Genomic DNA, 13,541 nt, shown 5'->3' on the forward strand with positions numbered 1-13,541 from the left:
GGAATAATCGAGGAGGGCAGACATGTCAAAAAATCATGTCAAAGTGTGAATCAGCGCACCGAGCTACCGCCTTGCCAACAGTAAGATGGACTCGTCTCTTTCAGGACATCCCTAGTTTTGGACTTCAACCCGCCCCGGCAACGGAGCGGGTTTTTTTTGTGGCGCTGTCATCGTTAGATATGGATGAGCATTGAACTGCTGAGCTGACCCGCGGTCAAATCCTGGTCGTCATCGATCGGGAGCGCACGATGAAAGCACCGAAGTTTGAGAAGCTGTTCGCCCAGCTGCCTCAACTGAACCAGCCGCAGCGTCAGCAGGTGCTCGCCGCCCTGCATCCAGCTGCCGGGCTCGACCGGGTGGTTGCTCTCATAGGCGAGATCCGGTCAAAGGGGCGGTGCTGCCCGGATTGCGGCTGCGAGCGTTGCCACCGGCATGGTCACGCTAACGACCTGCAACGCTTTCGCTGTTGCGCATGCGGCCGCACCTTCAACGACCTGACGGGTACGCCACTAGCGCGGCTCAGGCACAAGGGCAAGTGGCTCGATTATCTGGACACGGTCCTCGATTCCCGCACGGTCCGCTCTGCAGCTAAGCGGCTCGGCGTGCACTCCAACACGACCTTTCGCTGGCGTCACCGCTTTCTCGACCGGGTCAAGGACGACCGGCCTGAACGTCTGCTAGGCATCGTCGAGGCCGACGAGATGTTCCTGCTCGAATCGCAAAAAGGTTCGCGCAAGCTCGATCGCCGGCCGCGCAAGCGTGGCGGCAGGGCAGCCCTGCGCGGGATTTCGCATCACCTCGACTGCATCCTGGTGGCACGCGACCGCGGCGGACAAACCATCGACGCTGTTACCGGACGCGGCACCTTGAAAGTGGTCCAGCTGGTCAAGCACTTGCTGCCAAAACTCGATCCCCAGGCACTGCTGGTCACCGACGCCAACGCCGCCTATCCCGCCTTCGCCCGTGCCCATGACATCGCCCACCAGGCCGTCAATCTTAGTGCCGGCGAACGCGTCCGCAATGGCGCCGAGGGCGCCATCCACGTTCAAAACGTCAATGCCTATCACCGCCGATTCAAGGAATGGCTGGCGCGCTTCCATGGCGTGGCGTCGCGCTGGCTCCCAAACTATCTGGGCTGGCAGTGGGCGCTCGATGGCGGCCGAGTCACTTCCGTCGAGCAATTACTGCGTATTGCATTCGGGGTCATCAACAGGTAACGATGACAGCGCCTTTTTTGTCCGCAGTTTCTACAACTGCCACGGATGCTCGATCTTGCCGTCGAGCGCAGCATCGAGATAGGTCGCGGCGCTGATCAGGGCCAGGTGCGTAAAGGCTTGCGGGAAGTTGCCGAGCAGCTCAGCCTTGCTGGTGAACTCTTCCGCATACAGGTGGACGTGGTTGCCGTAGGCGAGCAGCTTTTCCATATTGTTGCGGGCCTGGTCGATGCGGCCGGCACGCGCCAGGCATTCGACGTACCAGAAGGAGCAGGCCGCGAACGCGCCTTCCTGGCCCTCGAGGCCGTCGTCGCGGTCGTAGCGCAGCACCAGCGCATCGTCGCCGAGCTGTTCCCCGATCGCGTCCAGCGTGGCCAGCCACTGCGGGTCGGTCGATCCGACGAAGCGCACCAGCGGCATCATCAGGAGCGCGCCATCCAGGTCGCGCGAACCCTTGCTGCGCACGAAGTGGCCGAGCTCTTCGTTCCAGAACGTGTCCCAGATATAACGCGAGATATCGTTGCGCGCCGCGATCCAGCGCTCGAACGGCGCCCGCAGCGAGCGCTTGCTGGCCAGGCGCACCGCGCGGTCGACCGCCACCCAGCACATGAGTTGGGAATGCAGGTGTTCGCGCGGCTCTTCGCGGCCTTCCCAGATGCCGATGTCGGGACGCTGCCAGTTGTCGCAGACATAGCCGACCACCTCGCACACGCCGACCCAGTCGGCATGCGAGATCGCCTCGCCATACTTGTTGCTCAGGTAGATGGCGTCGAGCAGGGCGCCGAAGATGTCGAGCTGGAGCTGGGTCGCGGCCGCATTGCCGATGCGTACCGGCCTGGAACCGGCATACCCGGTTAGGTGGTCGAGCTCGATTTCCTCGCCGATCTGGCTGCCGTCGAGCGCGTACATGATGCGCAGGTGGCTTTCGGTCGAGTCATGCTTCGGCCGCTCGGCCGCCCAGCGGGTGAACGCCTTGGCCTCGTCGGTGTAGCCGAGCCGCATCAGCGCATACACGGTAAACGAGGCGTCGCGGATCCAGGTTGCGCGGTAGTCCCAGTTGCGCGAACCGCCCAATACCTCGGGCAGGCCGAAGGTCGCGGCCGCGACCATCGAGCCGTGGCGGCACGAGGTCATCAGCTTGAGCACCAGCGCCGAGCGGTTGACCGCCTCGCGCCAGCGGCCCTTGTAGGTCGAGCGCCTGGTCCAGTCCTGCCAGCGCTGTATGACTTCGGCGAGCAGGGCGTCGCGCGCGCCGGCGTCGAGGCTCGAGTCGCCATCCTGGTCGAGCACGAAGTCCATCACGTCGCCGTCGTGCAGCACGACCGAGGCGCTGGCGCCGCCGTCGGTCGCCACGAATTCCACCGGCGCCGACAGGCGCAGGCGAGGGGCGCCAGGAGCGGCGAACAGCGCGTGGTCCTGCCCCACCGTCACTTGGGGCCGCTGGCGGGCATAGTCGAAGCGCGGCTGGCAGTCGATCCGGATGCGGGCCTCGCCGCTGCTGACCCGCACCCGGCGCAGCAGGCGCGCCGGGCCGTGGCCGAGCTCCTCGGGGCCGACCATGAAGTCGGTGATCTCGACGTTGGCCGTTTCGCCCATCCATTGCGTCAGCAGCACATTGGTGTCGGGCACATAGGTCTGCACCACACGCATGTCCCCGTCTTCGGGCGCGATGGTGAAGTGGCCGCCCTGTTCGGGGTCGAGCAGGGCGGCAAAGATGCTGGGGCTGTCGAAGTCGGGCCAGCACAGGAAGTCGATGGCGCCATCGAGCGCCACGAGCGCGATCGTGGCCATATTGCCGATGGCGCCGTGGTCGCCGATCGGGCGCGGCGGGCGGGTTGCGTTTGGTTCAGCCATTGTCTTCAAATCCTGGGTAGAGCGACATGCCACCGTCGACATAGACCGTGGTGCCGGTCATGTAATCGGCCAGGTCGGACGCCATGAACAGCGCCAAGGTGGCCACGTCGTCGGTCTCGCCGATGCGTCCATACGGAATCAGCTCGAGCAGCTTCTTGCCCGCCTCGCCTTCGGTGGCGTCTTCATTGATCGGGGTGCGGATGGCGCCGGGGGCGATGCCGTTGACGCGGATGCGTTCTTGCGCGACCTCCTGGGCCAGCGAGCGCATGAACATGCCGATGCCGCCCTTGGACGCGGCATAGTTGACGTGGCCGGCCCAGGGGATGGTTTCGTGGACCGAGCTCATGCACAGGATGACGCCGTTGGCGCGCATGCGGCCGCGGTTGCCCTGATGGCGAAAGCGCTTGACTGCCGCGCGGGCGCAAAGGAACTGGCCGGTCAGATTGACTTCGAGCACGGCTTTCCAGTCATCCAGCGACATCTCGGCAATGCCGGCATCCTTTTGCATGCCGGCATTGGCCACCAGGATGTCGAGGCCGCCGAAGGCCTTGTCGGCCTGCGCGAACAGGCGCTCGACGTCGTCTTCGCTGGATACATTGCACTGCACCGCCAGCGCATCGCCGCCGGCTTCCTTGATCTGTCGTACGACTTCGTCAGCCTTGTCCTGGCTGCTGTTGTAGTTGACTACCACCTTGGCGCCGGCCGCGGCGAAGGCGATGCTGATGGCGCGGCCGATGCCGGAGTCGCCGCCGGTCACGAGCGCCACCTGGTCGTTCAGGCTGATTTTCATGGGATGTCCTCCAGAGCGTGATTGCGCCGGACGCGCTCTGCAGTCGCGTCCTGGCAGAACGACCTTAGCAGAAAGCGAGGATGGGAAATGCACGGCTGGGCCGGCAATGGCCCGGAACGGGCGAAGCGAAAAGAGTGATGGCCAGTGTGCGTGAACGTACGGAGTGCGCTACGCCGCCAGGCTTAAGATGAAGCTGTCTCTTTCAGGACATCCCTAGTTTTGGACTTGGCCCGCTCCTTACCGAGCGGGCGTTTTTTTTGTGGGATGCTTACATCAGGGCCGACGTCAGGCTCTTCACTTCCTCGCCCGATTCTTCCAGCACGCCCTTGAGCGTGCCTTCGCCGAACACGAAGTCGATGGTCGCCGCTGCCGCATGGGTAGTGGCGCCGGGCGGCGCGAACAGGGGAGAAGGCAGGGGCGACAGGTCATTGGCCAGCAGCAGGGTGTCGCCCAGGGTTTCCGGCGGCAGCGCGCGCATGCCGTCCCACAGCGCTTCGATCGCGCCCATCACCGGGGCCGGGACGCCCAGCTTGTGCAGCACGCCGCGGCCGATGGCCGCTTCGCCATGGTCGAGCCAGGCATCGAGGTTGTCGTCCAGCAGGCCGGGCAGGGCTTCGGCGCGCGACAGCAGGTAGAAGCCGCCGACTTCGTGCACGATGCCGGCGAACAGCGCCGTTTCGGGATCGACGAAGGACACGCGGCGCGCGATCACCTGGGCCAGCGCGGCCACGTGGGCCGAGTGGGCCCACAGCTGGTCGGCCTTGTGGCGCAGGCCCGGATCGCGGATCTCGCTGGCCAGCTGGCGCACGATGACCGAGGTCGCCAGGGCGCCCAGGGTGCGAAAGCCTACCCGCTGGACCGCCGCGCGCACATTGGTGACGTCGTTGCCGCTGCGGTTATAGGCCACCGAGTTGGCGATCGCGACCGTGCGCGCCGCCAGCAGCGGCTCGGCCTGCACCAGGCGGGCGGCGGCATCGATATGGCAGTCGGGTTCGCCCAGCGCCCGCTGCAGGGTCAGCGAGGCGTTGACGCTGGTGGGGAAGGCAAGTTCGCCGCGGCTGGCTTCGGCGGCGATGCTGTCGAGTGCGGAGACTTGGTCCATGAAAAAATTATACCCCTAACACAACATCTTGCTTGCAAAAATATTGCCCTATGGTATCGACTTCGGCGGGACCTTGGCGTCCGGTGTAATTACTCTTCGCTGAAGATGGCGTCGCAGCCTTCCTTCTGTTCTTCGAGGTTTTCCAGTTCGTCGACCAGGCCGAGATCGAGCAGTTCCTCGACCGCGTTCATGTAGCTGTTGAGCTTGGCCGCACCGATGAGGCGATAGATCTCGCCGGCTTCGTTGCGCACGCCGATCAGCATCGGTTCATCGCGCACTTCGTCCAGTGGAGCGACGTCGAGCAGGATGTTGCCGATGATGTGCTTGTCGAAATGGGGTGGCTTCTTGCCGTCGATGAGAGAGGTTTTCAAGGCGTTTCCTTCAGGTGGAATAGGGAGGGAGTGGGGCGGTCGCCATCGTCGCTGCCGTCATGCCGGGCGCAGGCGCCATTGGCGCGGATGCGCTCGCGCAGCAGGCCGAGCGCGTCTTCGAGCACGGCGAAGTCGGCATCGCTGTAGGCGGTGAATAATTCTTTTCCACGTGCAATCACTTTCGGGAACACATCGCAGAACACTTGATCGCCGGCAGGCGTCAGGCGCACGAAGAACGATCGCTTGTCGTCGCAGCTGCGCTCGCGCAGCACCAGGCCTTTTTGTTCCAGGCGTTCGATGACGCCGGTCAGGGTGCCCTTGGTGATCAGGGTACGTTCGCCCAGTTCCTTGTAGCTCATGCCGGTGGTATTGCCCAGCGTGGCGATGATATCGAACTGCGCATGCGTCAACCCGTTCTGGCGCACCGCATCGCCCGAGACGCGCTCGAAGCCCTGCATGCACTCGGCCAGCAGCCGGACGCTTTTTAGATATCGTTCCCCCATGGGCGGGGATTATAGCCGTCCGCCGCGCCTTACGTTGCCCGCCACGCAAGATTCTGCCGGAGGCATGGCCGGCTCGAAACGTGGCGATTGTTCTCCGGTATGATAGACGACCATGTCCTTTCATCACGTCCGTCGCGCGTCCCCTTCTGCAGCCATGGCATCCCTCACCCGCCGCGATGCAGCCTGACCTGTCCCTGCTGGCGCAGGAGCGCCCGCTGCGCATCCTGCTGGTCAATGCCGGCGAGCCCGATGCGCTGACCTGGTCCGGGCTGTACCAGCCGCTGCGTCTGGCGGCCAAGGTGCTGGGGCCGGACCGCCTGCACGTCGACGTGCGCGGTCCCGACAAATTCATGAGCGATCCCGGGCGCCACTGGCACCTGGTGCTGCTGGTGGCCGACGAGGCCGAGGCGGCCCTGCGGCCGGCCAACCTGCGCGCGCTGATCGAGCGTTGCCGCGCCGCGCCGTATTGGGGCGGGGTGGGGGCCGGCGTGCTGTGGCTGGCCGACGCCGGCGTCCTGCATGGCGTGCGCACCGCCTTGCCCTGGGCCCTGTATCCGGACGTGAACGCCCAGGCCGAGCAGGCCGTGCTCACGCCCCATCTGTACGAGGTCGACGCCAACCGCCTCACCTGCTGCGGCGGCGCGGCCAGCATCGACTTTGCCCTGCGGCTGGTCGAGCTGCTGTTCGGCGCCACGGTCCAGGCGCAAGTGAAGGAAACCCTGTGCATCGACCGCGTGCGCGGCCCGGACGAGCGCCAGCGGGTGGCGCTGCAGGCCCGTTTCGGCGCCCTGCAGCCCAAGCTGTCCGAGGCGGTGGCGCTGATGGAGGCGAACATCGAAGAGCCGCTCTCGACCGACGAGATCGCCCAGCTGGCCGGCGTTTCGCGGCGCCAGCTTGAGCGCCTGTTCAAGCAATACCTGGGCAGCCTGCCGTCGCGCTACTACCTCGAACTGCGCCTGCGCCGCTCCCGCCAACTGCTGCTCGATACCAACCACTCGATCGTGCAGGTGGGGTTGATGTGCGGGTTTTCCTCGGGCTCGCATTTCTCGACGGCATTTGGGGCGCTGTTCGGGAATACGCCACGCGAAGAGCGCCAGCGCAAGCTGGCGCAGTAACTGCTCACATCCTCGGCCCGCAGCCCAGCCACGTCGTTCCCGCGGAGGCGGGAACCCAAGTCGTTCGCGCTGCCCATAGGCTCAAGCGCATCGAATACGCAAGCAAACTTAGGTCCCCGCCTTCGCGGGGACGACTGGGCAAGGCTGGGCCTTACCCAGTCGTCCAAAAATGAAAATGCCTGTCGCACTTCTAAAAGAAGTTGTCGGGAAGCGTTTCTATAATGGGCCGATCATGCGGTGAATCTATCCCGCGCCACCCACACTGATTGGATGAGGAAAAGAAGCCATGAACGCAAAGCTTGATTCGGGTATCGCCACGCTGCCGGTTAGCCGTCAGACTTTTGACGAGGTCCTGGTCCCCACCTACGCCCCGGCCGCGATGGTGCCGGTGCGCGCGTCGGGCCTGGACCTGTGGGACCAGGAAGGCAAGCATTACCTCGACTTCACCTCGGGCATCGCCGTCACCGCCCTGGGCCACGCCAATCCGGAAGTGAACGAAGCGCTGACCAAGCAACTGAACACCCTGTGGCATATCGGCAATGGCTACACCAACGAGCCGGTGCTGCGCCTGGCCTCGGCTCTGATCGCCGCCACCTTCGCCGAACGCGCCTTCTTCTGCAACTCGGGCGCCGAAGCCAACGAAGCGGCCCTCAAATTGGCGCGTAAGTACGCGCACGGCAAGTTCGGCCCGCACAAGTCGCGCATCGTGTCCTGCCTGTCGTCGTTCCACGGCCGCACCCTGTTCACCGTCTCGGTCGGCGGCCAGCCGAAGTACACCGAAGGCTTCGAGCCGCTGCCGCAAGACCTCTCCCACATCCCGTACAACGACATCGAAGCGGCGCGCGCCGCCATCACCGACGACGTCGCCGCCGTGATCGTCGAACCGATCCAGGGCGAGGGCGGCGTCATCCCGGGCAATCCCGACTACCTGAAGGCGCTGCGCGAGTTCTGCGACCAGACCGGCGCGCTGCTGGTGTTCGATGAAGTGCAGTCGGGCATGGGCCGCTGCGGCACCCTGTTCGCCTACGAGCAGATGGGCGTGGTGCCGGACGTGCTGACCTCGGCCAAGGCGCTGGGCAACGGCTATCCGATCGGCGCCATGCTGACCACCACCGAGATCGCCCAGTACCTGGCGGTCGGCACCCACGGCACCACCTACGGCGGCAACCCGCTGGCATCGAGCGTCGGCCTCAAGGTCCTCGAGCTGATCAACCAGCCGGCCTTCCTGGGCCGCGTCAAGCAAGCCAGCGCCAAGATCATGGCCAACCTGCAGCAACTGGCGGCGGATTATCCGCAGGTGTTCGGCCAGCCGCGCGGCATGGGCCTGCTCATCGGCCTGCCGATGGCCGAAGGCGTCAAGGGCCGTTCGAAGGACTACACCAAGCTGTGCGAGAAGCTTGGCCTGATGCTGCTGATCGCCGGCCCGGACGTCGTGCGCCTGGCGCCGGCACTGGTGGTGTCGGACGAGCAGATCGCAGAAGCCGACCGCCTGATGCGCGCGGCGGTGGCGGAATTTACCGGCGCCTGATCGTCAGAATCCGGTCACGGCCGGCCCGCCCGGGAGGGTGGGCCGGCCGTGGGCATTGTCTCCACTTACGTTTCACCAGGGAGTACACATGTATGTTGTCCGTCCGGTAGATCGCGCGGATATCGGCGCGCTGGAAGCGATGGCGGCCATCTCGATGCCGGGCGTGCACACGCTCCCGCGCACGCGTGAGGGCATTGTCGCGGCGGTCGAGCGCTCGCTCGCCTCGTTCGCGGCCCAGGTCGATATCCCGAGCGAAGAGTCGTATCTGTTCGTGCTGGAAGACCTGCGCTCGCGCGAAGTGGTCGGCACCGCCATCATCCACGCCTCGGCCGGCTCGAACGGCACCTATTTCGCGTTCCGCAACGACGTGATCCAGCAGGTCTCGCGCGACCTGAACATCAGCCACAGCGTGCATGCGCTGACCCTGTGCTCCGAGCTCACCGCCTATTCGCAGCTGTCCGGTTTCTTCTTGCGTCACCGCGACAGCGCCGGCATCGAAGCCGCGCTGCTGTCGCGCGCGCGCCTGCTGTACGCCATGCTGGCGCCGCACCGCTTCGGCGACCGCTTCTTCGTGCCGCTGGCCGGGCGCCTGGACGGCGACGGCCAGTCGCCGTTCTGGAATGCGCTGGGCCGCAAGTTCTTCAAGATGGATTTCCTCGAGGCCGAGCGCCTGATCGAGGGCGCGCGCAACCGCACCCTGATCGTCGAGCTGATGCCGCACTATCCGGTCTACGTACCGCTGCTGCCGGGCGACGCCCAGGCTGCGCTGGGCCAGATCCATCCGGGCGGCCAGATGGCCTTCGACCTGCTGGCGCAAGAAGGTTTCGAGGCCGACGAATACATCGACATCTTCGACGGCGGTCCGATCCTGCAGGCGCACAAGAACGCGCTGCGTTCGTTCTGCGCCTCGCACCGGCTGCGCGTGGGCGCCGGTCCTGCTCATGCGCCGGCTCATGCACCCGCTCATGCGCCCGACGTTGCGCCCGTCGACTACGCCGTCGCCAGCGTCGACAACGGTTTCCGCGCCGTGACCGTGCGCTGTGCACCGATCGAACATGCGCACAGCATCGACTTGCCGCGCGAGGTCCAGCAGGCGCTGGGCGTCTCGGCCGGCGACGAAGTGGTGTGCGTGCGCATCCAGGGAGAACCAGCATGCTCGTGATCCGTTCTTCCAGACTGTCCGACCTCGACGCCCTGATGGAAATGGCGCGCCAGGCCGGCAGTGGCATGACCACCCTGAAACCCGACACCGAGATGTTGGGCCAGCGCCTGGCCACCTCCGAGGCCTCGTTCGCCCAAACCATCCCGCCGGAGAAGCGCGACTACATGTTCGTGCTGGAACATACCGAAGACAGCCGCATCGCCGGCGTGTGCGCGATCAAGGGCGCGGTCGGCCTGACCGAGCCGTTCTACAACTACCGCATCGGCACCCTGGTGCACTGCAGCCGCGAGCTGAACGTGTTCACCCGGATGGAGACGCTGTACCTGTCGAACGACCTCACCGGCTCGACCGAACTGTGCTCGCTGTTCCTGCTGCCGCAGTACCGCGCCGGCTTCAACGGCAAGTGGCTGTCCAAGAGCCGCTTCCTGTTCATCGCCCAGTTCCAGCACCTGTTCACCGAAAAAATCATCGCCGAGATGCGCGGCTACCAGGACGAGTCGGGCGATTCGCCGTTCTACGAAGGCCTGGGCCGCCACTTCTTCAAGATGGACTTCAACCACGTCGACGGCCTGACCGCGATCGGCAAGAAATCCTTTATAGCCGAACTGATGCCGCGCCAGCCGCTGTATGTCGACTACCTGCCGCAGTCGGCGGTCGAGGTGATCGGCAAGGTGCACACCTCGACCCAGCCGGCGCGCCGCCTGCTGGAGCAGGAAGGCATGCATTACGAGGGCTATGTCGACATCTTCGACGCCGGTCCGGTGCTGCAGGGCCGCGTGTCCGAACTGCGCGCGGTGCGCGACAGCGTGCTGGCGGTGGCGGCCGAAGGGCTGCCGGTCGAGGAGGCGGCGCCGGACACCGAGCACATGCTGGTGTCGAACACGCGCCTCGACGATTTCCGGATGATCCTGACCCGCGCCGTGCCGGGCGCCACCAGCGTGGTCCTGAACCCCGCCGAGCTGGCGCAGCTGCGCTGTCAGGCGGGCGACAACGTGCGTACCCTGACACTCAATACCAGGAAGACTTCCCATGGCTAATCTTTCGAACTACATCAACGGCGAGTGGCTCGCCGGCAGCGGCCGCGAACTGGCGACCATCGATCCGTCGACCGGCAACCAGACCTGGACCAGCAATGAATCGACGGCCCAAGACGTGGCGCGCGCCGCCTCCGCTGCGCATGCCGGCTTCGAAGCCTGGGCACTGACGTCGCTCGACGAACGCATCGCCATCGCGACACGCTTTCGCGACCTGCTGAAAGAAAATGCCGAGGAACTGGCGGCGACCATCGCCGAGGAAGTCGGCAAACCGCTGTGGGAAGCGCGCACCGAAGTGGCCACCATGGCCAACAAGATCGACATTTCTGTCCTTTCTTACGGCGCGCGCACTGGCGAGACGGCCAGCAAGGTCGCCGACGGCAATGCCGTCCTGCGCCACCGTCCGCACGGCGTGTTTGCCGTCTACGGCCCCTATAACTTCCCCGGCCACCTGCCGAACGGCCACATCGTGCCGGCCCTGATCGCCGGGAATACGGTCGTGTTCAAGCCGAGCGAATATGCGCCGCGCACGGCGGTGAAAACCGTCGAACTGTGGGAGAAGGCCGGCCTGCCGAAGGGCGTGCTCAATCTGGTCAACGGTGGTCGCGAGACCGGCATCGCGCTGGGCCAGGAAGCGCTGATCGATGGCGTGCTGTTCACCGGCAGCAGCCAGACCGGCGCGGCGCTGCACAAGCAGTTCGGCGGCCAGCCGGGCAAGATGCTGGCGCTGGAAATGGGCGGCAACAATCCGCTGGTGGTCTGGGACGTGGAAGACATTGACGCCGCCGTCCACCACACGGTGATGTCGGCCTTCATCTCGGCCGGCCAGCGCTGCACCTGCGCGCGCCGCCTGGTCATCCAGGATAACGAGGCAGGGCAGGCCTTCCTGGCACGCCTGGTCGAAGTGGCAGCGCAGTTGCAGGTCGGCCCGTCGAACGCCGAGCCGCAGCCGTTCATGGGGCCGGTGGTTTCGAGCGCGGTCGCCGCGCGCCTGGTGCAGGCGCAGGCGGATATGGCGACGAAAGGTGGAAAGATCCTGCTGCAGATGCGCCAGCTCGATACGAACGCCGGCTTCGTCACGGCCGGCATCGTCGACACCACCGGTGCGCAGGGCATCCCGGACGAAGAATGGTTCGGTCCACTGCTGCAGGTGATCCGCGTGAACGACTTCGATGACGCCCTGCGCGTTGCCAACGCCACCGAATTCGGCCTGGCTGCCGCGCTGCTGTCGCCGTCGGAAGTACTGTGGAAGCGGTTTGCCGTGCGCGCCCGCGCCGGCATCGTCAACTGGAACCGTCCGACCACGGGCGCGGCCAGCTCGGCGCCGTTCGGCGGCGTCGGCAAGTCGGGCAACCACCGTCCGAGCGCCTATTACGCGGCCGACTACTGCGCCTATCCGGTGGCCTCGATCGAGACCGCAGCACTGGAAATGCCGGCCAGGCTGTCGCCCGGCCTGGCCTTCCCGGCGCGAGGAGCCTGAGCATGCGCGACGCCCGCGAATTCAACTTCGATGGCCTGGTCGGCCCGTCGCACAACTATGCCGGCCTCTCGTTCGGCAACGTCGCCTCGTTCAACAATGTGCGTTCGGCCTCGAATCCGCGCCAGGCCGCGCTGCAGGGCCTGGCCAAGATGCGCGAACTGGCCGCGCGCGGCTTCGCCCAGGCGGTGATGCCGCCGCAGGGCCGTCCGAACTTCCGCCTGCTGCGCAGCCTCGGCTTCTCGGGCACCGATGCCGACGTGCTGGCGCGCGCCTGGCGCGAAGCGCCGGTGATCCTGGCCTGCGCCTGGTCGGCCGCGCCGATGTGGACCGCGAATGCCGGCACCGTGAGCCCGTCGGCCGACTCGCTCGACGGCCGCGTGCACTTTACTGCCGCGAACCTGAACAACAAGCTGCACCGCTCCGAAGAGCACCTGCAGGCGACCCGCACCCTGCGTGCGATCTTCGCCGACAGCAATCGCTTCGTGGTGCACGATACCTTGCCGTCGGTGCCGGCCTTCGCCGACGAGGGCGCCGCCAACCACACGCGCTTCGCCGCCAGCCATGGCGCGGCCGGCGTCGAATTCTTCGTCTATGGGCGCGTGGAGTTCGACCCATCCGCCCCGGCGCCGAAGAAATACCCGGCGCGCCAGACGCTCGAGGCCTCGCAGGCCATCGCGCGCCTGCACGGCCTGGACCCGGCGCGCACCGTGTTCGCCGCCCAGAATCCGGACGTGATCGACCAGGGCGTGTTCCACAACGACGTGATCTCGGTCGGCAACGGCAACGTGCTGTTCCATCACGAGCAGGCGTTCGCCGACGAAGCGGGCACCCTGGATCTGCTTCGGCGTGCCCTGGCCGGCGTCGATACCGAGCTGCAGTCGGTGCGCGTGGCGAGCAGCCAGGTGCCGGTGGCCGACGCCGTGGCCAGCTACCTGTTCAACAGCCAGCTGCTGTCCAAGCCGGACGGCCGCATGGCGCTGGTGGTGCCGCACGAATGCCGCGAGAACGCGGCCGTGTCGAATTACCTGGCCGGCCTGGTCGCCAGCGGCGGCCCGATCGACGAGCTGGTCGAATTCGACCTGCGCCAGAGCATGCGCAATGGCGGCGGACCGGCCTGCCTGCGCCTGCGCGTGGTGCTGACCGACGAAGAAGCCGCCGCCATGCACCAGGGCGTGATCATGACCGAGGCGCTGTATGCGCGGCTGGTCGCCTGGGTCGAACAATATTACCGCGACCGCGTCGAGCCCCAGGACCTGGCCGACCCGCAGCTGGCGCTCGAATGCGCGGCCGCACTGGAAGAACTCACCCGCATCCTCGGACTGCCGGGGCTGTACGACTTGTAACGATGTAGTATTCGGGCGGGAAGATCCCTGCCTTGTATAAGCAGG

The 13,541-nt window shown here is 66.0% G+C and carries 12 protein-coding genes; 7 read left to right on the top strand and 5 right to left on the bottom strand.

What is annotated here, in order from left to right; all coding sequences use genetic code 11:
- Positions 1-248: 248 nt before the first annotated feature.
- Entirely contained in the window at positions 249-1,217 is a 969-nt protein-coding gene (locus SOM61_RS09245) for an IS1595 family transposase (protein ID WP_320473819.1), read from the top strand.
- A 30-nt stretch (positions 1,218-1,247) separates the two neighbouring features.
- On the opposite strand, the gene SOM61_RS09250 is transcribed toward SOM61_RS09245, so the two are convergent.
- The 5 genes from SOM61_RS09250 to SOM61_RS09270 all read right to left on the bottom strand — a co-directional run bounded on the left by SOM61_RS09250 (position 1,248) and on the right by SOM61_RS09270 (position 5,834).
- A complete protein-coding gene (locus tag SOM61_RS09250) occupies positions 1,248-3,068 on the bottom strand; it encodes a glycoside hydrolase family 15 protein (protein WP_320473820.1) in 1,821 nt (606 codons plus the stop codon).
- Positions 3,061-3,858: a glucose 1-dehydrogenase gene (locus SOM61_RS09255; RefSeq protein ID WP_320473821.1), complete on the bottom strand. Its 798-nt coding sequence runs from the start codon at positions 3,856-3,858 to the stop codon at positions 3,061-3,063. The genes SOM61_RS09250 and SOM61_RS09255 overlap by 8 nt, the downstream gene beginning before the upstream one ends.
- Before the next feature lie 268 nt (positions 3,859-4,126).
- Entirely contained in the window at positions 4,127-4,960 is an 834-nt protein-coding gene (locus SOM61_RS09260; protein WP_320473822.1) for an HDOD domain-containing protein, read from the bottom strand.
- Positions 4,961-5,049: 89 nt separating this feature from the next.
- Positions 5,050-5,331: a hypothetical protein gene (locus tag SOM61_RS09265; RefSeq protein ID WP_320473823.1), complete on the bottom strand. Its 282-nt coding sequence runs from the start codon at positions 5,329-5,331 to the stop codon at positions 5,050-5,052.
- Positions 5,328-5,834, bottom strand: a complete 507-nt coding sequence (locus SOM61_RS09270; RefSeq protein WP_123067774.1) for a MarR family winged helix-turn-helix transcriptional regulator — start codon at positions 5,832-5,834, stop codon at positions 5,328-5,330. Before SOM61_RS09270 ends, SOM61_RS09265 begins: the two co-directional genes overlap by 4 nt.
- Positions 5,835-6,010: 176 nt before the next feature.
- On the opposite strand from SOM61_RS09270, the gene SOM61_RS09275 reads away from it, so the two are divergent.
- The 6 genes from SOM61_RS09275 (at position 6,011) to astB (ending at position 13,496) form a co-directional block, all read left to right on the top strand.
- Entirely contained in the window at positions 6,011-6,949 is a 939-nt protein-coding gene (locus tag SOM61_RS09275; RefSeq protein ID WP_320473824.1) for a GlxA family transcriptional regulator, read from the top strand.
- A gap of 286 nt (positions 6,950-7,235) precedes the next feature.
- Complete coding sequence (locus SOM61_RS09280; protein ID WP_320473825.1) at positions 7,236-8,477, top strand: acetylornithine/succinyldiaminopimelate transaminase; 1,242 nt, start codon at positions 7,236-7,238, stop codon at positions 8,475-8,477.
- An 88-nt stretch (positions 8,478-8,565) separates the two neighbouring features.
- Positions 8,566-9,639 carry an arginine N-succinyltransferase gene (locus SOM61_RS09285; RefSeq protein WP_320473826.1) on the top strand — a complete coding sequence of 358 codons (1,074 nt, stop codon included), beginning with the start codon at positions 8,566-8,568 and terminating at the stop codon, positions 9,637-9,639.
- Positions 9,630-10,676 (top strand): arginine N-succinyltransferase, encoded by a 1,047-nt coding sequence (gene astA, locus SOM61_RS09290; RefSeq protein WP_320473827.1) that lies wholly within the window; start codon positions 9,630-9,632, stop codon positions 10,674-10,676. The genes SOM61_RS09285 and astA overlap by 10 nt, the downstream gene beginning before the upstream one ends.
- Positions 10,669-12,153 carry a succinylglutamate-semialdehyde dehydrogenase gene (gene astD / locus SOM61_RS09295; RefSeq protein ID WP_320473828.1) on the top strand — a complete coding sequence of 495 codons (1,485 nt, stop codon included), beginning with the start codon at positions 10,669-10,671 and terminating at the stop codon, positions 12,151-12,153. The genes astA and astD overlap by 8 nt, the downstream gene beginning before the upstream one ends.
- Positions 12,154-12,155: 2 nt before the next feature.
- Entirely contained in the window at positions 12,156-13,496 is a 1,341-nt protein-coding gene (astB, locus tag SOM61_RS09300) for an N-succinylarginine dihydrolase (protein ID WP_320473829.1), read from the top strand.
- Positions 13,497-13,541: the final 45 nt, after the last annotated feature.

It is taken from the genome of Massilia sp. CFBP9012, assembly GCF_034045115.1.
Classification (GTDB): Bacteria; Pseudomonadota; Gammaproteobacteria; order Burkholderiales; family Burkholderiaceae_D; genus Telluria.